Genomic DNA, 25,768 nt, shown 5'->3' with positions numbered 1-25,768 from the left:
GTGGCGCGCGCTGGCGGGGGGGGGTTTGGGGGTTGCCCGGGTGCCCGGATTCGCCCCCAATTGCGGGGGCCCGGCGCGGTTCAACCCCCCCCCCCCCCCGGGGGGGGGGGCCCCCCCCCCCGCCCGCTTCTTTGTTCCCGCCCCCTGTTCGCTCCTGGCGTTCCCGGGCGGAACGTGCGGGCCCCCTCACCGGGCTAATGTGTGCTGCGTACGGCGCGTACGAACGCGCACATGACTGACCGTCGGAGGGACAAAGCCGTGGAGGTCAAGATCGGCGTGCAGCACGCGCCCCGCGAGATCGTTCTGGAGAGCGGTCAGACCCCGGAAGAGGTCGAGCGCGCGGTGTCGGAGGCGCTGGCCGGCAAGTCGCAGCTGCTCAGCCTCGTGGACGACCACGGCCGCAAGGTCCTGGTTCCGGCCGACCGCCTGGCCTACGTGGAGCTCGGCGAGCCCACGCAGCGCAAGGTCGGATTCAGCGCTCTGTAAGAGGTTCGCAGAGCGGCACGGAGGTACACGAAGGGTCCGGTGGCGATGTCACCGGACCCTTCGCGTGCATTCCGCCCCGCGCGAACTCCTCCACAGATGGAGCACAGTTCGAGCACAGGGGAGGGTTGCGTTCCGCACGCCACGGGTAGGACCGGCTACGACCGATTTGCACCGGCCGTGAGGGAGGGACACCCCGCCATGTTCTTGGAAGCGCTCGGCTCCGCACTGCTGGGTCTGGCTCTGGCGTGGGCGGCCTCGTACCGCCTGCCCCACCGTCTGCCGGCCCGCAGTCTGGTCCTGTCGACGGGAGTGGCGGGAGGACTGTTCGGCGCCTTCCTGACGCACACCGCGCTCGGCTCGGGCCACTACCTCGTCATCCTCGTCGGAGCGGTGGCCGTCTCCGCGGCGCTGCTGTCGCTGCTGCTCCGCCCGGAGGAGCGTTTTCGCCGGCACTCGGCGACCGCCTGATCCGTTCCGCGGCATCCGCGGATTCCGATCGCGCGGGCGCCACGGCGAACGCGAGAGGGAGCGGCAGCCGCGCGGATAGCCGCCGCGCAGCCGTCCGCCGCACCCAGCACCCAGGACGGGTCCGTGACCCCGGAGGCCAGGACCCCTGTCCGAGCCCGCCCGTCCTAGGCCGCCAGCCCCAGCGCGGCCATCCGCTTGGTGTGCGCCTCGGTGATGCGGGAGAACATCCGGCCGACCTCCGCGAGGTCGAACCCGTCCGCCACGCCGCCCACGAGCATCGTCGACAGGGCGTCGCGGTCGGCGACCACACGCTGCGACTGCGACAGGGCCTCGCCCATCAGCCGTCGCGCCCACAGCGCGAGCCGGCCGCCCACGCGCGGGTCGGCGTCGATCGCGGCGCGCACCTTCTCGATGGCGAAGCTCGCGTGCCCGGTGTCGTCGAGGACGCCGAGGACCAGCCCACGGGTGTCCGAGTCGAGGCGGGCGGCGACCTCACGGTAGAAGTCACTGGCGATCGAGTCGCCGACGTACGCCTTGACGAGACCCTCCAGCCAGTCCGAGGGAGCCGTCTGCTTGTGGAAGCCGTCGAGGGCGGCGACGAAGGGGTCCATGGCCTGCCCGGCGTCGGCGCCGACCGCGGAGAGCCGGTCCGACAGCTGCTCGAAGTGGTGGAACTCGGCCGACGCCATCTTCGCCAGCTCCGCCTTGTCGCTGAGCGTGGGCGCCAGCTTGGCGTCCTCGGCGAGGCGCTCGAACGCCGCCAGCTCGCCGTACGCGAGCGCTCCGAGCAGGTCCACCACCGCGGCGCGGTACTGCGGGTCGGCGGAGGCCGTGTCCCAGTTCTGCGCGGCGACTGCGGTGGCCGTCGGAGCGGTGTCTGCGGGGGCGTCGGCGGGCTTCTCAGCGGCGTTGTCAGGCGTCGTCATGAAGCGCACAATAGCCCTCTCACCGCACGGGGGAAGTCCCTGGTCAACCAGCGTGACGGCGACTACGTGACCAAACCGGCCATCGCATATGCGCGATTCCGGGGTATGGTGGTAATGCGCCCGGCGAGTACGTGTCGGGCCGCACGAATGAGGATGCCCGGTCGGTGGCCCGATCGGCTCCGACCCGACAGCCCTCCTCGTCGGTACGGCACATTGCGTACGACATCCGGAGGGAACCCTCAGCGGCACGAGAGCTCGAGCGTCGGCAGTGGTCCCATGCCACTCGGCCCGCCCGTCACAGAGCGGCCGACGTCCCCGGCACGGTCCCGTCACGACCCCCGCGCTCGCCTCGCACCGCGTACACAGAAGAGGCAGCACCCTGACTACGACTTTCCGAGAGCTCGGAATCCTTCCCGAGACGGCCGAAGCCCTTGAGGCCGTCGGCATCATCAACCCCTTCCCCATCCAGGCGATGACGCTCCCGGTGGCCCTTTCCGGCTCCGACGTCATCGGCCAGGCCAAGACCGGCACCGGCAAGACGCTGGGCTTCGGCCTCCCGCTCCTGGAGCGCGTCACCGTCCCCGCGGACGTCGAGGCGGGCCGGGCGACGCCCGAGCAGCTGACCGACGCCCCGCAGGCCCTCGTCGTCGTCCCGACGCGCGAGCTGTGCACCCAGGTGACCAACGACCTGCTGACCGCCGGCAAGGTCCGCAACGTGCGCGTCCTCGCCATCTACGGCGGCCGCGCCTACGAGCCCCAGGTCGAGGCCCTGAAGAAGGGCGTCGACGTCATCGTCGGCACCCCGGGCCGCCTGCTGGACCTCGCGGGTCAGAAGAAACTCAACCTCGGCCACATCAGGGCGCTCGTCCTCGACGAGGCCGACGAGATGCTCGACCTGGGCTTCCTGCCCGACGTCGAGAAGATCATGAACATGCTGCCGCCCCGCCGCCAGACGATGCTGTTCTCGGCGACCATGCCGGGCGCGGTCATCGGTCTCGCGCGCCGCTACATGTCGCAGCCCACGCACATCCGCGCCTCGGAGCCGGACGACGTGGGCGCGACGGTCGCGAACACGAAGCAGTTCGTCTACCGCGCGCACAACATGGACAAGCCGGAGATGGTCTCGCGGATCCTGCAGGCCGACGGCCGCGGTCTCGCGATGGTCTTCTGCCGCACCAAGCGCACGGCGGCCGACCTCGCCGACCAGCTCCAGCAGCGCGGTTTCGCGTCCGGCGCGGTCCACGGCGACCTCGGCCAGGGCGCCCGCGAGCAGGCGCTGCGCGCCTTCCGCAACGGCAAGGTCGACGTGCTGGTCTGCACCGACGTCGCCGCCCGCGGTATCGACGTCGAGGGCGTGACCCACGTCATCAACTACCAGTCCCCCGAGGACGAGAAGACGTACCTGCACCGCATCGGCCGCACCGGCCGCGCGGGTGCCAAGGGCATCGCGATCACCCTCGTCGACTGGGACGACATCCCGCGCTGGCAGCTGATCAACAAGGCGCTGGACCTCGGTTTCCCGGCCCCGCCGGAGACCTACTCGACCTCTCCTCACTTCTTCGAGGAGCTGAGCATCCCGGCCGGCACCAAGGGTGTCCTGCCGCGTTCCGAGCGCACCCGCGCCGGGCTCGCGGCCGAGGTGGTCGAGGACCTGGGCGAGACCGGTGGCCGTGGCGGTCCGCGTGGCCGCGGTGGCCGTTCGGCCGCGCCGGCGACCCCCGCCACCACCGAGCACGAGCGTGACCGTTCGGAGCGCACCCCGCGCCGTCGGCGTCGTACGCGTAACGGTGAGCCGTCCGCGGCGCCTTCCGCGGCTCCCGAGGGCACCACGGAGGCTCCCGCGTCGGAAGGGGCCACCGAGCCCCGGACGCCGCGCCGCCGCCGTCGTACGCGCGGTTCATCGGGCTCCGAGCAGGTGGCCCCCGCGGCCGCTCCGGTGGCCGAGGCCGCGGTGACCGCCGTGGCGACGGCCGAGGGCGTCACCGACGAGGCGGCCAGGCCGCGCCGTCGCCGGGCCCGCAAGACCGCTGAGAGCATCGAGGCGATCGAGAACGCCGAAGCCGCGGTGACCGCGGCCGAGGCCGTGGTCGAGAGCGTCGCCGCCGAGGTTGTCGCGGACGCCGTCGAGACGCCGGCCAAGCCGGCCCGCCGTCGGACCCGCAAGACCGCCGAGGCCGCGCCCGTCACCGAGGCGGTCGTCGAGACCGCCGAGGTGACCGAAGCGCCGGCCAAGCCCGTGCGGCGCCGGACCCGCAAGGCCGCGGAGGCCGTCGTCGACACCGTCGAGGCCGCCGCGACCGAGGTTGCCGAGGCGGTCGCCGAGACCAAGCCGCGGCGCACCCGCGCCAAGGCCGCGACCACCGACACGGACACGGCCGAGACGGCCGAGGCCAAGCCCGTCCGCCGACGCACCCGCAAGGCCGTCGCCGACGCCGACATCCCGGCCCAGGCCACGGACGACGCGGAGGCCAAGCCGGCCACCGGCCGCCGCACCCGCAAGGCCGCCGAGGCCGTGGTCGACACGGCGGAGGGTGTCGCGGAGGCCCCGGCCAAGCCGCGGCGCACCCGCGCCAAGGCCGCGACCACCGACACGGACACGGCCGAGACCGCCGAGACGGCCGAGGCCAAGCCCGTCCGCCGACGCACCCGCAAGGCCGTCGCCGACGCCGACATCCCGGCCCAGGCGACCGACGACGCGGAGGCCAAGCCGGCCACCCGCCGCCGCACCCGCAAGGCGGTCGCCACGGAGCCCGCGGAGAGCTGATCCCCTGCCCGACGGCCCGGTCCCACCTCCCGGTGGGACCGGGCCGTCGGCGTTTTTGGCCCCGGACGGTGCACCCGTCCGGGCGTGGGCCGCCCTGCCACGGCGGGCCGGGCCCCGGGCCCCTCACCTCCCCGAGCGGCCTTCACCGGTGCCCTATAGCCTCCTGTTCATGAGCAGGCCCCACACGTTCGTCCCGCCCGCAGGTGTCCGCGCATACCGCCTGGCGACCGCCCGCGGTGAGTTCGCCGTGCTCGACGCGGCGGGGCACGGGGCTCTGAAGGGGACCGTGCTGCTGCTGCCCGGGTTCACCGGCAGCAAGGAGGACTTCATCGCGCTGCACACGCCGCTCGCCGCGGCGGGCTACCGGACGGTGGCCGTCGACGGGCGCGGGCAGTACGAGAGCAGCGGGCCACTGGACGACGAAACTCCCTACGCGCAAAGCGAGTTGGCGCGGGACGTCCTCGCGCAGGCCGCCGCGATCGGCGTCCCCGTCCACCTGTTGGGGCACTCCCTGGGCGGTCACATCGCCCGGGCGGCGGTGCTGCTCGACCCCTCGCCGTTCCTCTCGCTGACCGTCATGGCCACCGGTCCCGCGCAGGTCTCCACGCCCCAGCAGCAGCGCGTGAAGCTGCTGCGGGACGCGCTCGCGGTGATGGGCATGGACGAGGTGTGGGAGGCGATGCGGGCGATGGAACCGCCCGAGGAGACCGACACCGGCGGACTCGACGCGGGGCTCGACGACCTCGACGCCCTGCGCCGCCGCTGGCTCGCCAACAGCCCGGCCCAGCTCGTCGCCACGGGCCGCCAGCTCTGCACGGAACCCGACCGCGTCGCCGAACTGGCCGCCGTGCCGCTGCCCAAGCACGTGGTCTCCGGCGAGCACGACGACGCCTGGCCCGTGCACCTGCTGGACGACATGGCCGTACGGCTCGACGCCCGGCGTACGGTCGTGGAAGGGGCGGAGCACTCCCCCAACACGGATCAGCCGCTGGAGACCGCCCGCGCCTTGGCCGCCTTCTGGGACACGACGGCCGACTGACGGCACGCGACGGACGGCTGACGGAGGACCGCCAGAGGACCGGCGGAGGACCGGCGGACGGCCGGGGCACGCGTCGCCGAACGGTGGCACTCGAACACCACCCCGCAGCACGGACGTCTGCTCCGCGCCGCACGCCCGGACCCGTCTAGTACTGCGCCTGAAGGTGCTCCCAGAATCCGTCCCGCAGGGCGCGGCGCAGGTCCGACTGTCCGCGCAACGAGTACTGGAGCAGCCCCTCGGCCTCGACCAGCAGGTCCTGGTCGACCGATCCCGGGAGGTAGGGATGACCGGGCAGCAGCTCCACGAGGGACTCCCGGCCTCGCGCGGCGAGCCACTTCGCGGCGATCTGGGCGCCCACGAAACGCACGTCCTCCCGGCTGGGCCGTACCGCCGCCGTCGGGTCGTACGACTGGGCGGTTCGCCGGGACACGTACGGCTTGAAGAAGTCGAGGTCGAACGTGCGCTGGCTGTCGACCTCCCAGAGCAGCGGCTCCGCCTGGTTGCGGCCCTCGGGCGCCTCGATACCCCAGAGGTGGACCCGGGCCCCGTACCCCTGCGCCGCCTCGACCGCGGAGACCAGGTCCTCGTCGCCGCCGAGCAGGGCCGCGTCGCTGATGGCGCGGTGCCGGGCGAGGGATTCCAGGTCGGACCTGATGAGTGAGTCGACGCCCTTCTGCTGGTTGTTGGCGTTCAGGTTGCCCAACCGGACCTTCACGTCCGGGAGTTCGGCGATCGACTGCTGCTCCGAGGTGTGGATGCGGCGCCGGGCGCCGTCGTACCAGTAGACGCGGAGCAGCCGGCTGTCGGCGAAGATCGTGCGGGCCCGGTCGATGAGTGCCTCGATGAGGCCCTCGGTGTCCAGGTCGAACGAACGGCGGTCCTCCGTGCCGGCGACGAGCCGTCCCGCCGCCGCGTACAGATAGCCGGCGTCGACGAAGATCGCGTGCGTGGAGGGAGTCTTCGCCACCTCGGCGAGCATGCGCTGGAGCAGCTCGTTCGTGCGGTCGATGCGGGCGGCGAGCGCCGCGTGGTCGTCGTTCATCAGCACCATTGTCCCGGCGGTCACGCTGCGAACACAACCGGCGGCGGTCAGTCTCCGCCACCCTGCTTACCACTCAGTAATTAGGTTCTCGAAAAATTTCCTTAGCGTAGGGAATGTTTGTAACAAGCATCCCGTTGGATACATACGGAGGCCGAGGCAGCGATGCCGCGGCCCCCTCATACAAGTAGTTCTCCTCAGGAGGATGACCAGACGAAGGGAGAAGCCCATGCGCTTCGAAATCATGCGACTCGACGATGTCGACGGAACCCCCGTGGACAGCACTGTCGTGGATGCCGCCTCCGTCAACAGGATCGTTCAGCAGGCCGCCGCCATCGGACAGCGCCTGTGGATCCGCCCCGCCGATTCGACCGCTTCGTAATACTTCCCGTAGTGCGAGGACGCGAGTGGTGGCGCCGAGACGCGGCGCTGCGGACCGCGGCCGTCTATTGATCCAGAGACTTCAGAACCCCGTACGGCATGTATGCCGTGCGGGGTTCTGCGTGTGTTCGGGGGGCGGCGGGGAGTCAGCTCCCGCGGATCACCTGGGTGACGCCGTTGATGATCTGCTGCACCGCGATCGCGGAGAGCATCATGCCCGCGAGCCGGGTCACGAGCACCACGCCGCCGTCCTTGATGACACGGATGATCAGCAGCGAGTAGCGCATCACGATCCAGAGCACGACATGGATGGCGAGGATCGCGGTCCACACCGAGACCTGGGTGGCGACCGTGTCGGCCTTCTGCACCGCGAGGATCACGGACACGATCGCTCCGGGCCCGGCGAGCAGCGGCATGCCGAGGGGGACGAGCGCGACGTTGACGTCCTTGGTCTGCTTCGGCTCGTCGGTCTTGCCGGTCAGCAGGTCGAGGGCGATGAGCAGGAGCAGCAGTCCGCCCGCGATCATCAGCGCGGGCACGGAGACGTGCAGGTAGTTCAGGATCTGGTGGCCGAGGAGCCCGAAGACGGTGATGACGCCGCCGGCGACGCAGACCGCCTGGAAGGCCATCCGCCGCTGCACCTTGGCGGGGCGGCCCGCGGTGAGCGCCAGGAAGATCGGGGTGATCCCGGGGGGATCCATGATGACGAAGAGCGTGAGGAAGAGGGAGCCGAAGACGGCGACGTCGAACATGGTGAGGAAGAGCCTTGCGCGTGGTGAGCGGGGGCGGACGGGTGTTCCGTCCGCCGGGGTGGGCGGGCGTCCCGCGGGGCGGGACGGGACCTGGCGCGTACGGGCCGCGTACGAGCGCCGGGCGGCGGGACCGGACCGGCACCGGGGGCCTGTGCGCCTCGACGGCACGGGACCGGCCCTGCGGGCCAGGTGTGCGGCGGGGCGGCACGGACCGTCCGGATCCGACGGAGCGCCTACAGGGAAGGACCGTCCGGTACGGCGGATGCGCCGTACCGGTGGGGATCCGGATCACGTCGGTCGCGCGTGGGCGACCGGTGGCCGGCGGGTGTCCGCCCGCCGTTACGGACCTGGAGCCGAGCGTCCGGGATCAGGCTCCGCCGGCGCCCGGGACGGGGAACGCCCCGGTGGAGCGGCGGGTGATCTCTCCGTAGACCTCGGGGTCGGTGGTGAACTCGCCGAGCACACAGGTCTTGCGGCTGCCGTGGTAGTCGGAGGAGCCCGTGGTGAGCAGCCCCAGTTCGGCGGCCAGGCCGCGCAGCCGGGCGCGGGTGGACGGCTCGTGGTCCATGTGGTCGACCTCGATGCCGTCGAGGCCGGCCGTGGCGAGCTCGGCGATCACCGGCTCGGGCACGGTGCGGCCCCGCTTGGCGGCCGCGGGGTGCGCGAAGACCGTGACGCCTCCGGCTCCCTTGACGAGCCGGATCGCCTCGAAGGGGTCGGTCTCGTGCTTGGGGACGTAGGCGCGGCCGCCGTCGGCGAGCCACTCCTCGGTGAAGGCGTCGGAGACGGTGTCGACGACGCCCAGTTCGACGAGCGCGGAGGCGATGTGCGGGCGGCCGACGGACCCGTCGCCCGCGATACGCGCCACCTGCTCCCAGCTGATCGGCACGCCCGCGTCCCGGAGCCTGGCGATCATGGCCTGGGCGCGCGGCAGCCGGTCGTCCCGCACCAGTTCGCGCTCGGCGAGCAGGGCGGGCTCCTCGGGGTCGAAGAGGTAGGCCAGCAGGTGCATGCTGATGCCGTCGATGCGGCAGGAGAGTTCGGCGCCGGTGACGAGGGTGAGCCCCTCGGGCAGGGCGGCGACGGCCTCGGCGTATCCGCGGGTGGTGTCGTGGTCGGTCAGCGCGACGACGTCCAGTCCGGCGGCGGCTGCGTTGCGCACCAGCTCGGCCGGGGTGTCCGTGCCGTCGGACGCGGTGGAGTGGGCGTGCAGGTCGATGCGCACTACGCGGACTCCAAGCGGTGACGGGACGGACGGGGACGCTCAAGGATAACGGGAACCCGAGGCACTCCTGTCACACCCGAACCGCCCGAGCACCCCCTACCGTCCACACCCGCCTCCCGGGCGGGAACACGGCACCTCCGGACATCGCGGCCCGGGGCGGAAGCCCCTCGAGGCAGGCCCTAGGGCTCCAGGATCCGGGGGGACAGCGCTCCGCAGGGCAGCAGATCGACCTCCGCGCCGGCGTCCCGCAGATCCGTCAGCACCAGTTCGTCGTACATCAGCAGCCCGGTCTGCTCGGGCCAGACGACGGCCCACAGCCACAGCCCGAGCGCCTCGCCCGCGAAGACGGCGCGGTCGTCGGGAGCGCTGGGCACATGCCAGAGGGGGGTGGGGCGGCCGGCCGCGAGGACCTTCGCCTGCGGGGGCTTCTCGACGTTCATGTACGGGCCGGGGTCCGGTCCGTCGACGCCCGCGTACCGGGCGCCGAGGCCCACGCCGAGTTCCTCGGCGACCAGGATCAGCTCACCCATGCCGCCGAGTGGTCCGGGGCCCGAACAGGCGACAGCGGTGGCCCGGCCTCCGCTGCGGTCGTCCCCGGCGAAGGAGGCGCCGGTGAACAGCCAGCCGACGGGCAGCGGCCAGGGCATCCACACCGGCACCCGGGCGCGGTGCACGACCACACCGAGGGCCTCGACGCTGGGCGGGATCACGGGCTGCAGCGGATGCACCGTGCCGTGCACATCGCACTGCCACGAGTCGGCAAAGAGGCCGGGAGCCCTGACCCGGCCACCACACTTCGGGCAACTGGGTTCGCCCCTCATAGGGTCCAACGGTCCTCCCCGTCCTTCCCCGCGTCAAGGACGATCACCCGTCCGGCGCGTGCCTGACACGGCAAAACTGCGTGTACCTTGCATTAATTAGCCCACCTAACTTATTGTGTGTATAACACAACGATCTGGCGGTACGCAGTGAAGGAGCGGGCATGATCATCACCACGGAAGCCCCCGCCGAAGGGGACACGTTCGACGCGGGTGCGGGCGGCCTCCTGCGTCAGCCCAGGGCCGTCTGGGCGACGGCCGGCGCGTCCGTCGTCGCCTTCATGGGCATCGGCCTCGTCGACCCGATCCTGCCGTCCATCGCCAAGGGCCTCGACGCCACCCCGAGCCAGGTGTCGCTCCTCTTCACCTCGTACTTCCTGATCACCGCCGTCGCGATGCTGGTGACCGGCTTCGTCTCCAGCCGCATCGGCGGCAAGAAGACCCTGCTGCTCGGCCTCGCGCTCGTCGTGGTCTTCGCCGGACTCGCGGGCACCTCGGGGTCGGTCGGCGAACTGGTCGGCTTCCGCGCGGGCTGGGGTCTCGGCAACGCGCTGTTCGTCTCCACGGCCCTGGCCGTGATCGTCGGCGCCGCGGCCGGCGGCAGCGCGGCGGCGATCCTGCTCTACGAGTCCGCGCTCGGCCTCGGCATGGCCTGCGGCCCGCTGCTCGGCGCTCTGCTCGGTGACGCGAGCTGGCGCTACCCGTTCTTCGGCACCGCGTTCCTGATGGCGATCGGCTTCCTGTGCATCACGGTGTTCCTCAAGGAGCAGCCGAAGCCCGCCCGCAAGACCTCCCTGCTCGACCCGCTGCGCGCCCTCGGACACGGCGGCCTCGCCTCGGCGGCGACGTCCGCGTTCTTCTACAACTACACGTTCTTCACCGTGCTGGCCTTCACCCCGTTCGTGCTGAACATGACGCCCTACAAGTCGGGTGCGGTGTTCTTCTGCTGGGGTGTGCTGCTCGCGGTCTTCTCGGTGATCGTGGCGCCGCGCATGCAGGCCCGGTTCGGCTCGCTCAAGGTGCTCGGCGGCTCGCTGGTGCTGCTCGCGGCCGACGTCCTGGTCCTCGGGTACGGCGACCACACCACCGCGATCGTCTGCACGATCCTGTCCGGCGCCTTCATCGGCGTGAACAACACCGTCTACACGGAGCTGGCCCTCGGGGTCTCCGACGCGCCGCGACCGGTGGCGAGCGCCGGCTACAACTTCGTGCGCTGGTTCGCGGCGGCCGCGGCGCCGTTCTTCGCTCCGAAGATCGAGGAGTGGACGAACATCCGCATCCCGTTCGTGGTGGCCGCCATCACCGCGCTGCTGGGCGCCCTGGTGGTCCTCGTCCGGCGGCACGCCCTGACCCACGAGGCGGAGGAACTGGAGCCGGCCCACGCCACCGAGGACGGCGTCACGGTCTTCGCGAACTGAGCCGGCCGGTCCGTGCCGGCCGGCACGGTCGCGCCCGAGATCACCGACTCACTTGAGGAACAGGACAGTTGACGTCCTGTCAGCCTCCGGGATCAGTCGAGCGGAACGGACTTGCGCAGCGGATCGCGCAGGTCCGTTCCACCGTTCAGCCAGCGCTCCTGAAGTGCGGCGGCGCCGTGCACGCGCTTCCAGGCCGCCTCGTTGGGTGTCATGGGGAGCAGCGGCAGGAACCGCACGGGATCGGCCGGCTCGTCGAGCTCCAGGTCCTCCACCAGGCCGCCGGACTCCGCGACCAGGACGGAGGTGAACGGCGCGCCGGGCCACAGGGGTTCCCCCACGTCGAGGGAGGCACCGGGGGCCACGATCAGGCCCTCGACCTGCGGCGAGGCGGCGAGCACGGCCAGCGGGCGGAGCACCTTGTCGGTGTCGGCACCGGCCGGGCGGACCGAGAGGATCAGCTCGGCGCGCGGGCCCTTCACCGGGTCGGCGAGCGCCTCGGCGGGGTCGGCCATCGGCTGGGCGGACATGCCGAGCGTGGCGTAGCGGACGACGTCGCCCTCCGTGAAGCGCACCACCTCGATGCGGTCCGTGCCGAGGAAGGTGACCGCGGCGCGCGCGTCGGGTTCGCCCAGCGCGGAGCGCAAACGGGCCTCGACCAGGGGAAGAACATCTGCCATGCACCGAGCATAGGCGGGGGCGCCCACCAGGGCGGGCGCCGCACCCCGTGGTCAACAACGCGCAAAGCGGCGCCTTGACACATCGGTGCGCTGATACTCTTGGCCGCTGGTCGGAGCAACTGGTATCGGACGCACCCCTCATGCCCTCATGGCGCTGCGGGAGTTGGCCCCGAAGGCTCCGGCGCACTGAGACTGATCCGACTCCCCTTCGGAGGGAGCCGGACTCCCCTTCGGGGGATGGCTCGTCCCTCACGGGGGACCGACCGGAGGAGGTGGGGCTGCAATGGATCGAAGTCGATCGTGCAGTACCACCCGCTCTTCCTGTCGCTGAGTCCGTAGCTGGTCCCGCTGGTTCTTCAGTCCTGCCGGCCGCCGTCTCAGGCAATCGTGTGCATACGTGTCAGCGTTGCCCGGTGCACCACGGAAGAGCGCTTCGTTTCCGCCTGATCTGTCCGATCTGAACCCCTGATCTGTCCGATCTGAATCAGTAGCGAAGCTGCCACCGCGACGGTGCGGTGCTCCCCGCTTTGTGGACGTGCCAAACATCCGCAGTCAGGACGTCCCCATTCCGGGTAGTTCCAACCGTCGCAGGCCGCCTCCGTTGCGAAAAGGAGCCTGCCATGTCGATGATCCGTGACCTGCGCGCCGCGGTCCGCCCCCGTCCGCCGCTGCGCAAGGACAGTGGCTCGTACGACACCACGCGTGACCCCGGGACCCCGTCGGCCGTGGTCGACTGCGCCGTCTACCGCGACGGTGCCCGCGTCCAGACGCGCACGCCGCTCACCCCGCACGAGGCGATGCGCCAGGTGCGGCGCGACGGCGGGTTCGTGTGGATCGGCCTGCACGAGCCCACCGAGGACGAATTCGCCGGTATCGCCCGGGAGTTCGGCCTGCACCCGTTGGCCGTCGAGGACGCCGTCCAGGCCCACCAGCGCCCCAAGCTGGAGCGCTACGACGACTCCTTGTTCACCGTGTTCAAGACCATCCACTACGTCGAGCACGACCGGCTCACCGCGACCAGCGAGATCGTCGAGACCGGTGAGGTGATGTGCTTCACCGGAGGGGACTTCTTCATCACCGTCCGGCACGGCGGGCAGGGCTCGCTGCGCGCGCTGCGGCACCGCCTCCAGGACGATCCCGAGCTGCTCTCCAAGGGCCCCTCGGCGGTGCTGCACGCGATCGCCGACCACGTCGTCGACGGGTACATCGCGGTCGCGGACGCCGTGCAGGACGACATCGACGAGGTCGAGACCGAGGTGTTCTCGCCCGGCCGCAAAGGCACTCCGCGCGGCACGGACGCCGGGCAGATCTACCAGCTCAAGCGCGAGGTGCTGGAGTTCAAGCGGGCGGTGTCGCCGCTGCTGCGCCCCATGCAGCTGCTGAGCGAGCGGCCGATGCGGCTCGTCGACCCCGACATCCAGAAGTACTTCCGCGACGTCGCCGACCACCTCGCGCGCGTCCAGGAGCAGGTCCTCGGCTTCGACGAACTGCTCAACTCGATCCTCCAGGCCAACCTCGCGCAGGCGTCCGTCGCGCAGAACGAGGACATGCGCAAGATCACGTCCTGGGCGGCGATCATCGCCGTACCGACGATGGTCTGTGGTGTGTACGGGATGAACTTCGAGCACATGCCCGAGCTGCACTGGCGCTACGGCTACCCGGTCGTCATGGCTGTCACCGTCGGGCTCTGCCTCTCCATCCACCGCATCCTGAAGCGCAACGGCTGGCTCTAGGAACGCCTGGATAGGCTGGTGCCCATGACGCACGAGCTGCTCGACCGGGCCCTCATCGAGGAGGCCACCAAGAAGTCCGGGCTGATCTGGGTGCGCGGCGGCGGCCTGCCGGCGCATCCAGGGCCGGGCCAGGAGGTGCCCACCCGTCCGCTCTGGCACGTGTGGGCGGACGGGGCCGCCTTCCTGGTCGGCGACGGGCCGGGCGAGCAGCCGCTGCCCGACCTGGCCGACGGGGGCGAAGCGGTCGTGACCGTACGCAGCAAGGACAAGGGCGGCCGGCTCGTCTCCTGGTCCGCACGCGTCACGGAACTCGCCGCGGGCACCCCGGAGTGGGAGGCCGCCGTCGGCGAGCTCAAGGGCAAGCGGCTGAACGCGCCCGACGGCGAGGCCATGCCCGAGCGCTGGGCCCGCGAGTGCCGGCTCGTCCGGCTGGAGCCGACCGGCGCGACCGCCGGACTGCCCGACGGATCGCTCGCACAGCGGCCGGTGCCGACCTCGGCGACCACCCGCCAGGAAATCCCCGCGGCGCTCCCGCGACTCCTGCTGAAGCGCCGCAAGCGCCGCTAGCGGGCCCGGGAGCGAGACCGGGCCGGGACTACGAGGAGGGCAGTTGCTGCCCGTAGTCCACCGTCTCCTTCTCCGAAGGCTCCTTTAGCGCGAAGTCCTTGCCCCAGTCGGTCAGCCGGAGCGTGCCGGCGTTGCCCGCGCGGACGAGCAACAGCGGGTACGGGATCCCCTTCAGCGAGACGTCCAGGGCGCCGCCCGATCCCTTGTCTCCGGTGATGCGGATGGTGCGGACCCCGGACTGCTCGTGGTGGCCGTCCGTGGCGAGCGCGCCGTGCAGGCCGAGCAGCCCGTCGAGCAGGACGTCCTTGTCGGTGAAGCCGCTGAACCGCTTGTACGCGGGGTCGCCGGTCGGCACCTTCACGTACATGCCCTCCAGCTTGTCGGCCGCTGCCGTGTCCCCCGGCTTGTCGCCGTTCTTGCCGTCCTGGTGCGCCCAGAACTCCGCGTCGGCCTTGAGGAAGAGGTGCTCACCGACGCGCAGCAGCCGGAAACTGGCGCCCTTGGAGGTGACCGAGCCGGTGCCGCCGTCGGACGTGAGGCGCATGTCGAGGGTGTACGTGGTCCCGTTCGACACGACGGTCCCGGACAGCCGTACGGTCTTCGCGTCCTCGGCGGCCTTCTTCGTCTTCGCCTGGATGGTGGCGGCGGGCAGCTTGCCGACCCCGTTCGTGCCCGCGTCCGGGTCCTCGCTGCCGCACCCCGTCAGCCCCGCCATCCCTGTCACGGCCAGGGCGCACACCGCGCTCGCCCTGGCGATTCTGCGGATACGGCCCGGGGGAATTGCAGTCACAGGTGGGGCTGCCTTTCGTGCGCGGTGCTGGGCGGCGTACGGCAGCGTACCGGTGCCGCGGCCGCCCGGCGGAGGCAGTCCGTCCGGACCGCCCACCAGGGCGTATCCGACCGGGACGGGCTAGCCTGAAGCCCACCCGAGCGGACAGACCGGCACAGAACGCTTCGAAGCGAAGGAGGCGCGGGCATGGCCGCAGGTGCCCCCCGGATCTTCGTCTCGCACCTGGCCGGTGTCGCCGTCTTCGACCCGAACGGCGACCAGGTGGGCCGCGTGCGGGACCTCGTCGCCATGCTGCGCGTGGGCCGGCGGCCGCCCCGGCTGCTCGGCCTGGTCGTCGAACTGTCCACGCGCCGCCGCATCTTCCTGCCCATGACCCGGGTGACCGGCATCGAGTCGGGCCAGGTCATCTCGACCGGGGTCCTGAACGTCCGCCGCTTCGAGCAACGGCCCACCGAACGGCTCATCTTCGGCGAACTTCTCGACCGGCTCGTGACCCTGGTCGAGACGGGCGAGGAGGTCACCGTCCTCGACGTGTCGATCCAGCAGCTCCCGGCCCGCCGCGACTGGGAGATCGACCGGGTCTTCGTGCGCAAGGGACGCACGGGCGGTGCCTTCCGTCGCGCCAAGGGCGAGACGCTGACCGTCGACTGGTCCGCCGTCACCGGCGTCGCGCTGGAGGAGGACGGGCAGGGCGCGGAGAGTCTGCTCGCCACCTTCGAGCAGCTGCGCCCGGCCGACCTGGCGAACGTCCTGCACCACCTGTCTCCGAAGCGGCGCGGCGAGGTGGCCGCGGCCCTCGACGACGACCGGCTCGCCGACGTGCTCGAAGAGCTGCCCGAGGACGACCAGATCGAGATCCTCGGCAAGCTCAAGGAGGAGCGCGCGGCCGACGTGCTGGAGGCGATGGACCCCGACGACGCGGCCGACCTGCTCGCCGAGCTGCCCGCCGAGGACGTGGAGCGGCTGCTCACGCTGATGCGTCCGGGCGACGCGGCCGACGTGCGCCGGCTGATGGCGTACGAGGAGCGGACGGCGGGTGGTCTGATGACCACCGAGCCGATCGTGCTGCGGCCCGACGCGACCGTCGCCGACGCGCTGGCCCGGGTCCGCAACCCCGACCTCTCCCCCGCGCTCGCCGCCCAGGTGTACGTGTGCCGCCCGCCCGACGAGACACCGACGGGCAAGTACCTGGGCGCCGTGCACTTCCAGCGGCTGCTGCGCGATCCGCCGTTCACGCTGGTCGGCTCGCTCGTCGACGACGATCTCCAGCCGCTCGCGCCGGAGGACGAACTGCCCGTGGTCGCCGGGTTCTTCGCCACGTACGACATGGTCGCGGCGCCCGTCGTCGACGAGAGCGGCTCGCTGCTGGGCGCGGTGACCGTGGACGACGTGCTGGACCACATGCTGCCCGACGACTGGCGGGAGACGGAGTTCCACCTCGACGAGAGCGTTCCCGAGGAGGTGCACCACGCCGTCCGCGACGACGAGCCGGCGGACGGCGCCCACGCCGTGGACGGCCGGGCGGACGCGGACCCCGGAGCGGGGCCGGGCGGCGGTTCCGGGGGGGGACGCCATGGGCACTGACCGCGAGACCCGGGAGCGGACCGCCACCGGGGCCACCGCCGCCCCCCGGCCCCGTGGCCGGCTCGACCAGCCGAAGCCGCAGCGGCGCCGGTTCCTGCCCGAGTGGGACCCCGAGGCCTTCGGACGGCTCTCGGAGCGCATCGCCCGCTTCCTCGGCACCGGACGGTTCATCGTCTGGATGACGATCGTCATCATCCTGTGGGTCGTGTGGAACATCTTCGCCCCGGGCGCCCTGCGCTTCGACAGCTACCCGTTCATCTTCCTGACCCTGATGCTGTCGCTCCAGGCCTCCTACGCCGCCCCGCTGATCCTGCTCGCGCAGAACCGGCAGGACGACCGCGACCGGGTCAACCTCGAACAGGACCGCAACCAGAACGAACGGTCCATCGCGGACACCGAGTACCTCACCCGCGAGATCGCCGCGCTGCGGATGGGACTCGGCGAGGTCGCCACCCGCGACTGGATCCGCTCCGAGCTCCAGGACCTGGTCAAGGAGCTGGAGGAGCGGTACGCGGAGGGGTCGGGGGACGGCCGGATCGTATTCCCGGCGGAACGGTCGCAGGGACGTGACGTAGACGACCGGTGACAGGGCTTTCCCGGGCCCATGGGGAGCGCCGTACCATCGTCCCTATGGCTACGGAAGACGCGGTGCGTGAAGCACTGGCGACGGTGAACGACCCCGAGATCAACCGACCCATCACCGAGCTGGGGATGGTCAAATCGGTGGAGATCGGCGCGGATGGCACGGTCGCGGTCGCCGTGTACCTGACGGTCTCCGGCTGCCCGATGCGGGACACGATCACCCAGCGCGTGACGGAGGCGGTCTCGGGCGTCGAGGGCGTCACCGCTGTCGAGGTCGAACTCGACGTGATGAGCGACGAACAGCGCCGCGAGCTGGCGACCGCGCTGAAGGGCGGTGCCGCCGAGCGCGAGGTGCCGTTCGCCAAGCCCGGCTCGCTGACCCGCGTCTATGCGGTCGCCTCCGGCAAGGGTGGCGTCGGCAAGTCCTCCGTCACCGTGAACCTGGCGGCGGCGATGGCCGCCGACGGTCTCAAGGTCGGTGTCGTGGACGCCGACATCTACGGCCACTCGGTGCCGCGCATGCTCGGCGCGGACGGCCGTCCGACCCAGGTCGAGAACATGATCATGCCGCCGTCCGCGCACGGCGTGAAGGTCATCTCCATCGGTATGTTCACCCCGGGCAACGCGCCGGTGGTGTGGCGCGGCCCGATGCTGCACCGCGCCCTCCAGCAGTTCCTGGCGGACGTGTACTGGGGCGACCTCGACGTCCTGCTCCTCGACCTCCCGCCGGGCACGGGCGACATCGCGATCTCCGTGGCGCAGCTCGTCCCGAACGCCGAGATCCTCGTCGTGACGACTCCGCAGCAGGCCGCGGCCGAGGTCGCCGAGCGTGCGGGCTCGATCGCGGTGCAGACCCACCAGAAGATCGTGGGTGTCGTCGAGAACATGGCGGGGCTGCCCTGCCCGCACTGCGACGAGATGGTCGACGTGTTCGGCACGGGCGGCGGCCAGTCGGTCGCCGACGGCCTGACCCGCACCACCGGCGCGACGGTCCCGGTCCTCGGCTCCATCCCGATCGACGTCCGCCTCCGTGAGGGCGGCGACGAGGGCAAGCCGGTGGTCCTCTCCGACCCCGACTCGCCGGCCGGCTCGGCCCTGCGCGCCATCGCCGGCAAGCTCGGCGGCCGCCAGCGCGGCCTGTCGGGCATGTCGCTGGGCATCACCCCGCGCAACAAGTTCTAAGGGCCCTCGCAGGGTCCCGGTACGAAGGAGGGGCACCGTCCGCACGGACGGTGCCCCTCCTTCGTACCGGCCGCGGCCGGTACGTCCTAGGCGTACGCCCCGATGTCCTTGATCATCGCGAAGCCGAGTCCGTACGCGCTCATGCCCCGCCCGTACGCGCCCACGTGGACGCCCTCCTGGGTGGAGCCGGCGAGCACCCAGCCGAACTCGGACTCGCGGTAGTGGAAGGTCGTGGGGACCCCGTCCACGGGGAGGGACAGCGTGGACCAGTCCGAGCCGTCCAGGTCGTCTGCCAGCACCCAGGCGGTCTCGGTCTGCTGGTCCAGCCAGTCGTCGCGCAGCGTGTGGTCCATCTGGCCGGGCCAGGTGAAGGACAGCAGCCCCACACCGGCCAGCCAGGCGGCCGAGGAGACCGAGGTGGCCTCCAGCAGGCCCGTGCCGTCGGCGCTGCGCCGATCGGGGTTGGCGGCAACGGTGACGACCACCGCGAACCGCTCCTTGTCGTCGGCCGGCTCTGGGCGCACCACCGGCTCGTCACCGTGGCCGATCGAACCGTGCTCGACGACGCCTTCCGCCGACATACCCACCTGCATGAGCCAGCGCGGCCCCGTGAAGGCCTCGTCGAGGCCGTACCAGGGGAAGGGCGCCAGCAGGTAGCCGTCGACCGTGCGCCGGGTGGTGGGGACCTGCTGTCCGTCATCCGCGGCCGGCGCCTGCGCGCCTACCCGACTTGTCGTCTCCATCTGCCGGACGCCTCCTCGTTCTCGGCGGACCGGGTGGCCCGCCCCCCTCGGGCGTCCTTCGGTCCGCACAACAACTGGGCAGCATAGCCACACCGCCGCGAGCAGCGGCGAAAGCGCCCGGCGCGTGGGGCGTGTGCACGGCGGAAACGGGCCGGTCGGGGCATGTTTCCGGCCCCGGCACGCCGTCGCGGAGCCGGTCTCGCGACTCGGCGTTCCGGCTCGGTGGTACGGCTCGGCGTTCCGGCTCGGTGGTACGGCTCGGCGTTCCGGCTCGGCCGTACGGCTGGACGCCGTGGATCAGGTGGCGTCGGCGTCGTAGGGCGGGCGCTCGTCCGGGTCGGCCTTCTCGGGCTTCTTCGTCATGTCGAGGGAGCCGCCGGCCGAGCCCTTCGAGGAGGCGGAGGAGTCGGACTCCCGGTTGTGCACCGCGTCCGTGACCTCGGCCATCTCCTTCTTCAGGTCGAAGCCGTTACGGATCTCCTTGAGCCCCAGCTCGTCGTTGTCCAGCTGCTTGCGCAGGAACGTCTTGGGGTTCAGGTCCTCGAACTCGAAGTCCTTGAACTCGGGGCCGAGCTCGTCACGGATGTCCGCCTTGGCGCTCTCCGAGAACTCACGGATCTTGCGGATGGTGCGCGTGACGTCCTGAATCATCTTCGGGAGCTTGTCCGGACCGAACACGAGCACGGCGAGGACGACGAGCGTCACCAGCTCGAGAGGTCCTATGTCATTGAACACCTGGTAGCTCCTTGCGATGTCCGGGCCTCGGCCCTCGGGAGTGTTCCGTGGTCCGGGCCGTGACCAAAGGTACCCGGCGTTCCCGTCCGTCCGGAACTGTCCAGGGGCTTCCGACTTGCTGTGCACCTCTGGTTTTCCGTGATGTTTGCCGTCCGGAGCTGCGGTGTCGTCCTCCGCTGTGAGGTTCGTGTCATTCCCGGGCCGGGGCTCGCGGGCCCTCAGTCGCCGTCGGCGGATCCGAGGACGAGCGTCACCGTGCGGTCCGCGCCGCCTCGGTGAAGGGTGATTCGGAGACGGTCCCCGGGCCGGTGGGCGCGGGTCTTCACGATGAGTTCCTCACCGGAGTGCACCCGCGTGCCGTCGACCTCAGTGATGACGTCGCCCGCCTTGATGCCCGCCTCGGCACCGGGTCCGCCCGAGCTGACCGGCGGGCCGCCGTCGGCGGTCTTCGTGCCGACCCGCGCGCCGTCACCCGAGTAGTTCATGTCGAGCGTGACACCGATCACCGGGTGCGTGGCCCGGCCGGTGTTGATGAGTTCCTCGGCGACCCGCTTGGCCTGGTTCACGGGGATGGCGAAACCCAGGCCGATGGAGCCGGCCTGACCGCTCTCCAGGTCGGAGCCGTTGTCGGCGGAGCGGATGGCGCTGTTGATGCCGATGACCCGGGCCCGCGAGTCGAGGAGGGGGCCGCCCGAGTTGCCGGGGTTGATCGGGGCGTCGGTCTGCAGGGCGTCCACGTACGAGACGTCGGTGCCGTCGCCCTTCTCACCGCCCGCCGTGATGGGCCGCTCCTTGGCGCTGATGATCCCGGAGGTGACGGTGTTGGCGAGGTCGAAGGGCGCGCCGATGGCGACGACGGGGTCGCCGACCTGGACGCTGTCGGAGTTCCCGAGCGGCATGGGGGCGAGTCCCGAGACGCCGGAGACCTTCACGACGGCGAGGTCGTAGCCGCTGTCGTGCCCGACGACCTTCGCCTTCGCCGTTTCGCCGCCGCTGAACGTCACCGATATCTCACCGCTGTCACCGGCGGGTTCGATCACGTGGTTGTTGGTGAGGATGTGTCCCCGGCCGTCGAGGACGAACCCGGTGCCCGTGCCCTGCTCCTCACTCCCCCGCACATGCAGGGTGACGACGCTGGGGAGCGCGTGTGCGGCGATGCCGGCCACGCTGTCCGGGGCCCGCCCGGGGGCCTCCTTGGCGGCCTGCGGCAGCTCGACCCTCGTCGTCCCCTCGTCGCGCTGCAGATACGCGCCCACGACGCCGCCGACCCCGCCGGACAGCAGCGCGAGTACGACGGCCGCGAGCACGAGGGTCTTCCGCGTCCGCTTGCGGCGCTGCGTCACGGTGGGCACGGCGCCCCCGTTCTGCTGGAGCGGCGCCGGGGCCGCCCAGGGGTCGTAGTTCCGCCAGGGGTCCGGGGCCTGCTCCTCGGGGGTCTGCGGGGCGCTCGGCCCGGCGGGGGCCGGGGGCGGGACGTCCTGGGGCACGGGGTCGAGGGGGGAGGCGGCCTGGGCCTGCGCCGGGATCGTCGCGGAGTGGTCGGAGCCCTCGGCGTGGGGGGTGTGGGAGGTGGTGGGGTGCTGGACGGGCGGAGCGGGGGCCCAGGGGCCGGGGTGGCCGTAGGGAGGGGTGCTGTAGGGGTCGGACGCGTGCTGGGGCTCCGGACGCGCCACAGCGGGCCGCGCCAGCTCGTAGTCCCCGTCTTCACGGAGGCCGGTGCCGTCACCGGTGAGGGACGGTACGGCGGAGCCCGGGCCGTGCGGCCCGCTGGGTCCGGCGCCGGACTGCGCCGGACGGACGGCGTCGGCGGCCTCGGACGGCCCGTCGGAGTCGGAGTCCAGGCCGGAGCCGGAGTCGGAGTGCGGGGAGCCGGAGTGCGCGGGGACGGGCTCCCGGGCCGGGCCGGTGCTCGCCGAGGCAGCCTCTTGCACCACCGAGCCGGTGCTCGCCGAGGCAGCCTCTCGCACCACCACCACCGGACCGGCGTTCGCCGGGGCAGCCTCTCGCACCGGGGCGGGGTTCGCGGCAGGCCGCGCCAGCTCGTAGTCACCAGTGTCGGACTCACGGGCTCCCGGCAGGGCCGAGTCGACGTCGGCACCCTCGCCGGCGCCGGCCACGTGCAAGTCGTCGGCGTCGGCATCCGCATCGGGCTCACGGACCCCGGGCAGGCCCGACTCACCGGTGCCGCTGACACGGCCTCCGGGGAGATGGGAGTCGCCATCGGTCACGGCCCGGCCCGCATCACCGGCGTCGGCCTCACGTACCCCGGGCACGGGCGAGACACCGGTGTCGGCCTCGGGAGCTTCCGGCAGGTGGGCGTCCCGTGGTGCGCCCTCCCGGGCCCCCGGCACGTGCGCTCGGGGTGCGGGAATGCTCGGCTGCGCGGGACCGGATTCGGGCTCGGAAAGGGAAAGGCCGGGGCGGTCGGCTGTGCCGTCCGGCTCGGTCGCCGGTCCGGTGGCAGGGCCTTCGGCGTCCGGGTTCGTGAGAGGAGCCGGTGGGGTTTCGGGGCCCGGACCGTGCGGCCGGGGCCTGCTCCACCACTTCGCCTTCGTGGGCTTCCCCTCGTTCATGCTCTCCCCACACCTGGCCCGCGGCACAACTCGCCGACGGTCACCACAGACCGGTCGACGCCACGCCCGGAATCCCTCCCGCGGGCGCGGCCCACCCCGGATTCAACCAGGTTCACGGGCCGCCGCGCAGAGGGCAGGGTCAGCGAAGACTACGAGCGGAGGGGGAAGTGGGGGACGTGGACGAAGAGGGGGACGGTGTGGCGGCGGGGGCGGCGAGCAGGCCCGGGGTCGTGGTCTCCGAGGCGGCGGACCACGTGTTCAGCGCGACCGGCTGGGCACTGGTGAGCGGGCGTATCAGCGGGGACATGGCGGCGGCACCGGCGACCACCGGGGTCGTCAGCGTGTGCACGGCGTCGGCGTCGGCGCCGCGGTCCGCCGGAGCGGGAACTCCGGGCAGCAGCGGGGCGGACACCTCGGTCGGGGCGACCGGACCGTTGCCGAGGGAGCGCTCGCCCTGGGCGAGCAGCGGCCCGGCCGACCGGCGGCGCTGAGCCTCCGGGGTCGTGGGAGTGCCGGTGCCCTGGGTCCGCGCCGGCGTGACATTGCTGCCGACACCGGAGCCTCCGCGCGCGTCCGCGGTGTCCCCGGGGATTCCGGTCGACACCCCGCCGAGCGCGACGGCGGCCAGCGACACCGCGCCGGCCGCGGCGAAGGCGAGGCGCAGTCCGCGTGAGGCCGACCGCTCGGCCTCGTGACGGCCGACGTCATGGATGCGGAAGCCGCCCCCGGAGGAGGGAGGCAACACGTCGGCGTGCGGCCCCGCGGGCACGTAACCGAAGGGCTCACCCCGCACCCCGAAGACGCCGGGCATGCCCGGGCCCCCGGAGCCGCCGGGAAGTCTTCCTCCGAACGCACCTCCGCCGAACGGCGAACCGCTGTCGGAGTCCCCTCCCCCGGGCAGCCCCTGGAGACGGGCCAGGAAGCTCTCGGACGGGGGCGGCGGGGCCATTTCGGCGAAGACGTTCTTCAAACGTCGCTGGGCGTCGGCCTCGACCTTGCACTTCGCGCAGGTCGCGAGGTGGGCGAGGACACGGTCGCGCGACTCATGACCGAGCTCTCCGTCCACCAGGGCGGAAAGTCGGTCCCCTAGGTGCTGCTCGGCAGGGGTGGGTCGGGTTCCACTCACGCGGTCGCGCCCCCTCCCCCCAGCACGGGCACACGGGCCGCGAACGAGCGTCGCTCGGCGCGGGCCTCGGGGGACCGGTGTGCCAGGGCCTTGCGCAGCTGGGAGCGGCCGCGGTGGATCCGGGAACGGACCGTGCCGAGCTTGACGCCCAGGGTCGCGGCGATCTCCTCGTACGACAGTCCTTCGATGTCGCAGAGGACGACGGCGGCGCGGAACTCGGGCGCGAGGGTGTCCAGCGCCTGCTGGACGTCGGCGTCGAAGTGCGCGTCGTTGAAGACCTGCTGCGGGGAGGGCTCTCTGCTGGGCAGGCGCTCGGCCGCGTCGTCGCCGAGGGCGTCGAAACGGATGCGCTGCTTACGGCGCACCATGTCCAGGAAGAGGTTCGTGGTGATGCGGTGCAGCCAGCCCTCGAAGGTGCCGGGCGTGTAGGTGGACAGCGAGCGGAAGACGCGGACGAAGACCTCCTGGGTGAGGTCCTCGGCGTCGTGCTGGTTGCCCGTGAGGCGGTAGGCGAGGCGGTAGACGCGGCCGCTGTGGGTGCTGACGATCTCCTCCCACGTGGGCGGAGTCCACGGCTGCGACTCCGCGTCGGTGGTGAACGTCGCGGTCTGCACAGGGGCAGCAGCATGGGACTGGTCAGCTTTGTCGGTCACGGATTTCGGCTCACCCGCTGATCTGAGCAGGCGCCGGAGCACTCCGCCTCGATCCACAGGCGCAGCCGCACCTCCCCTGTCGGCTCTGGTGGTGTCCAGTGGAGCACCTACCATAGCCACCTCGCCCGTTAGCTCCGGATAAGCGGTTTTACGAGAATTTGATACGGGCTCATATGGGTGCGTCAGCACCTGCCCGCCGCCTCGCTCCGTGCGCTGGTCCATCTTCTTTCCCCCGCTCTGTTTCCCCACCCCTCTAAACGCCTGGTCCCATCGGCAGGTTCCCGGCACCAACGGATACAGTCACGCCCAGGCAACCACGGGGACAGGAGAGGGTCATTACCGGCAACCGGCAGACGAGCTGGGCGTTCGCCGACGCCTTTGTCGCCGAGGACGAGACGCTGCGCTGGGCCCGGGACCGGGCCCGCGAGGCAGGCATGCGCTCGGTGTCCCCCGGCACGGGCGCGGCGCTGCGGATGCTCGCCGCCACCGTGGACGCGAAGGCGGTCGCGGAGATCGGGACCGGGACCGGCGTCTCCGGAATCCATCTGCTGCACGGCATGCGGCCGGACGGGGTACTGACCACCGTGGATCCGGAGCCGGAGCGCCAGCAGCTCGCCCGCCAGGCCTTCCGTGCCGCCGGTTTCGCCACCAACCGCGCGCGGTTCATCCCGGGCCGCGCGCTGGACGTCCTGCCCCGCCTCGCGGACGCCGGATACGACCTCGTCTTCTGCGACGGCGACCGTCTGGAGTGCCTGGACTACCTCGCTGAATCGTTGCGCCTGTTGCGCACGGGCGGGCTCGTCGTCTTCGAGGGCGTCTTCGCGGACGGCCGCACCGTGGACTCGGGACCCCAGCCGGTCGAGGTGGGCCGGCTGCGCGAACTGCTGCGCGCGGTACGCGAGAGCCAGGAGCTGGTGCCGTCGCTGCTGCCGGTGGGCGATGGCCTGCTGTGCGCGGTCAAGCGCTGACCTGCCACGCCCGCCCGTCCCGCACCGCGCACCCCATCGCACGCCTCTGACCAGGCCATACAGCGCCGCAGCGGGCTCCGTCCCGGGCGGCGGGGCAGTGTTCTCCGTCCGAAAAGACAGCTTCCCCGACACCAGGTACGGTGCCGGGGAAGCCGAAGAGGTAGGGTCGCGTTCCGCGTCAGCCGACGACCTTCTTGAGAGCGTCGCCGAGCGCGTCGGCCTCGTCAGGGGTCAGCTCGACGACGAGCCGACCGCCGCCTTCGAGCGGAACGCGCATGACGATGCCCCGCCCCTCCTTGGTCACCTCGAGCGGGCCATCGCCCGTCCGCGGCTTCATGGCCGCCATGCTCGTTCCCCTTCCTGAAACCAGCTCATCGTCGCCGACGGCCCCCTCGGAGGGCACGCGTGTCCTCTCATAGGACACACGTCACCGGCATCGAACACATTGCTTCCAGGCCATTATCCCGCATCTCAGGACCCGATGACCAACATCAGTCGGCATCGCTTGCGCAACGCGCTTGAGCAAAACCACTCAATTC

At 71.8% G+C, this 25,768-nt stretch carries 25 protein-coding genes; 12 read left to right on the top strand and 13 right to left on the bottom strand.

The window, feature by feature from the left end; translation table 11 throughout:
* Positions 1-258 precede the first annotated feature (258 nt).
* Positions 259-486 carry a DUF3107 domain-containing protein gene (locus ACIRQH_RS15605; protein WP_028801993.1) on the top strand — a complete coding sequence of 76 codons (228 nt, stop codon included), beginning with the start codon at positions 259-261 and terminating at the stop codon, positions 484-486.
* A 198-nt stretch (positions 487-684) separates the two neighbouring features.
* Positions 685-954, top strand: coding sequence for a hypothetical protein (locus ACIRQH_RS15600; RefSeq protein WP_358815613.1), 270 nt, complete (start codon positions 685-687; stop codon positions 952-954).
* Between the two features lie 164 nt (positions 955-1,118).
* Here ACIRQH_RS15600 and ACIRQH_RS15595 read toward each other — a convergent pair whose 3' ends face one another.
* Complete coding sequence (locus ACIRQH_RS15595) at positions 1,119-1,880, bottom strand: ferritin-like fold-containing protein (RefSeq protein ID WP_388866890.1); 762 nt, start codon at positions 1,878-1,880, stop codon at positions 1,119-1,121.
* A gap of 472 nt (positions 1,881-2,352) precedes the next feature.
* Between ACIRQH_RS15595 and ACIRQH_RS15590 the strand changes: the two genes are divergently transcribed.
* Entirely contained in the window at positions 2,353-4,644 is a 2,292-nt protein-coding gene (locus tag ACIRQH_RS15590; RefSeq protein ID WP_404226134.1) for a DEAD/DEAH box helicase, read from the top strand.
* A gap of 169 nt (positions 4,645-4,813) precedes the next feature.
* Positions 4,814-5,683, top strand: coding sequence for an alpha/beta fold hydrolase (locus ACIRQH_RS15585; RefSeq protein ID WP_388866895.1), 870 nt, complete (start codon positions 4,814-4,816; stop codon positions 5,681-5,683).
* A 145-nt stretch (positions 5,684-5,828) separates the two neighbouring features.
* Here the strand turns inward: ACIRQH_RS15585 and ACIRQH_RS15580 are convergent, their stop codons facing one another.
* Complete coding sequence (locus ACIRQH_RS15580; protein ID WP_358815609.1) at positions 5,829-6,725, bottom strand: NYN domain-containing protein; 897 nt, start codon at positions 6,723-6,725, stop codon at positions 5,829-5,831.
* A gap of 226 nt (positions 6,726-6,951) precedes the next feature.
* Between ACIRQH_RS15580 and ACIRQH_RS15575 the strand changes: the two genes are divergently transcribed.
* Positions 6,952-7,104: a hypothetical protein gene (locus ACIRQH_RS15575; protein ID WP_106983652.1), complete on the top strand. Its 153-nt coding sequence runs from the start codon at positions 6,952-6,954 to the stop codon at positions 7,102-7,104.
* Between the two features lie 145 nt (positions 7,105-7,249).
* Here the strand turns inward: ACIRQH_RS15575 and ACIRQH_RS15570 are convergent, their stop codons facing one another.
* From ACIRQH_RS15570 to ACIRQH_RS15560, 3 genes are all read right to left on the bottom strand, one after another.
* Positions 7,250-7,855, bottom strand: a complete 606-nt coding sequence (locus tag ACIRQH_RS15570) for a MarC family protein (protein WP_358815608.1) — start codon at positions 7,853-7,855, stop codon at positions 7,250-7,252.
* 367 nt (positions 7,856-8,222) lie between these two features.
* A complete protein-coding gene (locus tag ACIRQH_RS15565; protein WP_388866899.1) occupies positions 8,223-9,080 on the bottom strand; it encodes a PHP domain-containing protein in 858 nt (285 codons plus the stop codon).
* A gap of 179 nt (positions 9,081-9,259) precedes the next feature.
* A complete protein-coding gene (locus ACIRQH_RS15560; RefSeq protein ID WP_355864996.1) occupies positions 9,260-9,901 on the bottom strand; it encodes a DUF6758 family protein in 642 nt (213 codons plus the stop codon).
* 161 nt (positions 9,902-10,062) lie between these two features.
* Here ACIRQH_RS15560 and ACIRQH_RS15555 point away from each other — a divergent pair, with 161 nt between their 5' ends.
* Complete coding sequence (locus tag ACIRQH_RS15555) at positions 10,063-11,316, top strand: MFS transporter (RefSeq protein ID WP_358815606.1); 1,254 nt, start codon at positions 10,063-10,065, stop codon at positions 11,314-11,316.
* A gap of 92 nt (positions 11,317-11,408) precedes the next feature.
* On the opposite strand, the gene ACIRQH_RS15550 is transcribed toward ACIRQH_RS15555, so the two are convergent.
* Positions 11,409-11,993, bottom strand: coding sequence for a suppressor of fused domain protein (locus tag ACIRQH_RS15550; RefSeq protein WP_358815605.1), 585 nt, complete (start codon positions 11,991-11,993; stop codon positions 11,409-11,411).
* 620 nt (positions 11,994-12,613) lie between these two features.
* On the opposite strand from ACIRQH_RS15550, the gene ACIRQH_RS15545 reads away from it, so the two are divergent.
* Together ACIRQH_RS15545 and ACIRQH_RS15540 are read left to right on the top strand one after the other, a co-directional pair.
* A complete protein-coding gene (locus ACIRQH_RS15545; RefSeq protein WP_358815604.1) occupies positions 12,614-13,726 on the top strand; it encodes a magnesium and cobalt transport protein CorA in 1,113 nt (370 codons plus the stop codon).
* A 24-nt stretch (positions 13,727-13,750) separates the two neighbouring features.
* Positions 13,751-14,293: a hypothetical protein gene (locus ACIRQH_RS15540; protein ID WP_388866903.1), complete on the top strand. Its 543-nt coding sequence runs from the start codon at positions 13,751-13,753 to the stop codon at positions 14,291-14,293.
* A 28-nt stretch (positions 14,294-14,321) separates the two neighbouring features.
* Here the strand turns inward: ACIRQH_RS15540 and ACIRQH_RS15535 are convergent, their stop codons facing one another.
* A complete protein-coding gene (locus ACIRQH_RS15535) occupies positions 14,322-15,083 on the bottom strand; it encodes a hypothetical protein (protein WP_388866906.1) in 762 nt (253 codons plus the stop codon).
* 186 nt (positions 15,084-15,269) lie between these two features.
* On the opposite strand from ACIRQH_RS15535, the gene ACIRQH_RS15530 reads away from it, so the two are divergent.
* Genes ACIRQH_RS15530 through ACIRQH_RS15520 form a run of 3 tightly spaced genes read left to right on the top strand, consistent with a single transcriptional unit; the run spans position 15,270 to position 18,431 of the window.
* Positions 15,270-16,667, top strand: coding sequence for a magnesium transporter MgtE N-terminal domain-containing protein (locus ACIRQH_RS15530; RefSeq protein WP_388866908.1), 1,398 nt, complete (start codon positions 15,270-15,272; stop codon positions 16,665-16,667).
* A complete protein-coding gene (locus ACIRQH_RS15525) occupies positions 16,657-17,253 on the top strand; it encodes a DUF1003 domain-containing protein (protein ID WP_358815600.1) in 597 nt (198 codons plus the stop codon). The genes ACIRQH_RS15530 and ACIRQH_RS15525 overlap by 11 nt, the downstream gene beginning before the upstream one ends.
* A gap of 44 nt (positions 17,254-17,297) precedes the next feature.
* Complete coding sequence (locus tag ACIRQH_RS15520) at positions 17,298-18,431, top strand: Mrp/NBP35 family ATP-binding protein (RefSeq protein ID WP_388866911.1); 1,134 nt, start codon at positions 17,298-17,300, stop codon at positions 18,429-18,431.
* 86 nt (positions 18,432-18,517) lie between these two features.
* On the opposite strand, the gene ACIRQH_RS15515 is transcribed toward ACIRQH_RS15520, so the two are convergent.
* From ACIRQH_RS15515 to sigE, 5 genes are all read right to left on the bottom strand, one after another.
* On the bottom strand, positions 18,518-19,174 hold the full coding sequence (locus ACIRQH_RS15515; protein ID WP_358815598.1) for a hypothetical protein: 657 nt from the start codon (positions 19,172-19,174) through the stop codon (positions 18,518-18,520).
* 297 nt (positions 19,175-19,471) lie between these two features.
* Entirely contained in the window at positions 19,472-19,909 is a 438-nt protein-coding gene (locus ACIRQH_RS15510) for a sec-independent translocase (protein WP_358815597.1), read from the bottom strand.
* Between the two features lie 218 nt (positions 19,910-20,127).
* A complete protein-coding gene (locus ACIRQH_RS15505) occupies positions 20,128-22,137 on the bottom strand; it encodes a trypsin-like peptidase domain-containing protein (RefSeq protein ID WP_404226124.1) in 2,010 nt (669 codons plus the stop codon).
* Between the two features lie 484 nt (positions 22,138-22,621).
* Positions 22,622-23,608 (bottom strand): anti-sigma factor family protein, encoded by a 987-nt coding sequence (locus ACIRQH_RS15500; RefSeq protein ID WP_404226121.1) that lies wholly within the window; start codon positions 23,606-23,608, stop codon positions 22,622-22,624.
* Complete coding sequence (gene sigE, locus ACIRQH_RS15495; protein WP_388867089.1) at positions 23,605-24,303, bottom strand: RNA polymerase sigma factor SigE; 699 nt, start codon at positions 24,301-24,303, stop codon at positions 23,605-23,607. Before sigE ends, ACIRQH_RS15500 begins: the two co-directional genes overlap by 4 nt.
* A 392-nt stretch (positions 24,304-24,695) precedes the next feature.
* On the opposite strand from sigE, the gene ACIRQH_RS15490 reads away from it, so the two are divergent.
* Entirely contained in the window at positions 24,696-25,229 is a 534-nt protein-coding gene (locus ACIRQH_RS15490) for an O-methyltransferase (protein ID WP_388929674.1), read from the top strand.
* Between the two features lie 178 nt (positions 25,230-25,407).
* On the opposite strand, the gene ACIRQH_RS15485 is transcribed toward ACIRQH_RS15490, so the two are convergent.
* Positions 25,408-25,575 carry a DUF3117 domain-containing protein gene (locus ACIRQH_RS15485; RefSeq protein WP_003966491.1) on the bottom strand — a complete coding sequence of 56 codons (168 nt, stop codon included), beginning with the start codon at positions 25,573-25,575 and terminating at the stop codon, positions 25,408-25,410.
* Positions 25,576-25,768 lie beyond the last annotated feature (193 nt).

It is taken from the genome of Streptomyces sp. NPDC102279, from assembly GCF_044766365.1.
Taxonomy (GTDB): Bacteria; Actinomycetota; Actinomycetes; order Streptomycetales; family Streptomycetaceae; genus Streptomyces.
Note: the sequence above shows the minus strand (reverse complement) of the source record. Positions and strands in the feature narration are given on the sequence as shown.

Excerpts from the sequence above, each read along its gene's own strand:
- ACIRQH_RS15600 (WP_358815613.1), top strand. The coding sequence starts at position 685 with ATGTTCTTGGAAGCGCTCGGCTCCGCACTGCTGGGTCTGGCTCTGGCG.
- ACIRQH_RS15490 (WP_388929674.1), top strand. The coding sequence starts at position 24,696 with ATGCGCTCGGTGTCCCCCGGCACGGGCGCGGCGCTGCGGATGCTCGCC.
- ACIRQH_RS15485 (WP_003966491.1), bottom strand. The coding sequence starts at position 25,575 with ATGGCGGCCATGAAGCCGCGGACGGGCGATGGCCCGCTCGAGGTGACC.
- ACIRQH_RS15560 (WP_355864996.1), bottom strand. The coding sequence starts at position 9,901 with ATGAGGGGCGAACCCAGTTGCCCGAAGTGTGGTGGCCGGGTCAGGGCT.
- ACIRQH_RS15515 (WP_358815598.1), bottom strand. The coding sequence starts at position 19,174 with ATGGAGACGACAAGTCGGGTAGGCGCGCAGGCGCCGGCCGCGGATGAC.
- ACIRQH_RS15545 (WP_358815604.1), top strand. The coding sequence starts at position 12,614 with ATGTCGATGATCCGTGACCTGCGCGCCGCGGTCCGCCCCCGTCCGCCG.
- ACIRQH_RS15595 (WP_388866890.1), bottom strand. The coding sequence starts at position 1,880 with ATGACGACGCCTGACAACGCCGCTGAGAAGCCCGCCGACGCCCCCGCA.
- ACIRQH_RS15575 (WP_106983652.1), top strand. The coding sequence starts at position 6,952 with ATGCGCTTCGAAATCATGCGACTCGACGATGTCGACGGAACCCCCGTG.
- ACIRQH_RS15570 (WP_358815608.1), bottom strand. The coding sequence starts at position 7,855 with ATGTTCGACGTCGCCGTCTTCGGCTCCCTCTTCCTCACGCTCTTCGTC.
- ACIRQH_RS15580 (WP_358815609.1), bottom strand. The coding sequence starts at position 6,725 with ATGAACGACGACCACGCGGCGCTCGCCGCCCGCATCGACCGCACGAAC.
- ACIRQH_RS15520 (WP_388866911.1), top strand. The coding sequence starts at position 17,298 with ATGGCTACGGAAGACGCGGTGCGTGAAGCACTGGCGACGGTGAACGAC.
- ACIRQH_RS15585 (WP_388866895.1), top strand. The coding sequence starts at position 4,814 with ATGAGCAGGCCCCACACGTTCGTCCCGCCCGCAGGTGTCCGCGCATAC.
- ACIRQH_RS15590 (WP_404226134.1), top strand. The coding sequence starts at position 2,353 with ATGACGCTCCCGGTGGCCCTTTCCGGCTCCGACGTCATCGGCCAGGCC.
- ACIRQH_RS15530 (WP_388866908.1), top strand. The coding sequence starts at position 15,270 with ATGGCCGCAGGTGCCCCCCGGATCTTCGTCTCGCACCTGGCCGGTGTC.
- ACIRQH_RS15525 (WP_358815600.1), top strand. The coding sequence starts at position 16,657 with ATGGGCACTGACCGCGAGACCCGGGAGCGGACCGCCACCGGGGCCACC.
- ACIRQH_RS15550 (WP_358815605.1), bottom strand. The coding sequence starts at position 11,993 with ATGGCAGATGTTCTTCCCCTGGTCGAGGCCCGTTTGCGCTCCGCGCTG.
- ACIRQH_RS15555 (WP_358815606.1), top strand. The coding sequence starts at position 10,063 with ATGATCATCACCACGGAAGCCCCCGCCGAAGGGGACACGTTCGACGCG.
- ACIRQH_RS15540 (WP_388866903.1), top strand. The coding sequence starts at position 13,751 with ATGACGCACGAGCTGCTCGACCGGGCCCTCATCGAGGAGGCCACCAAG.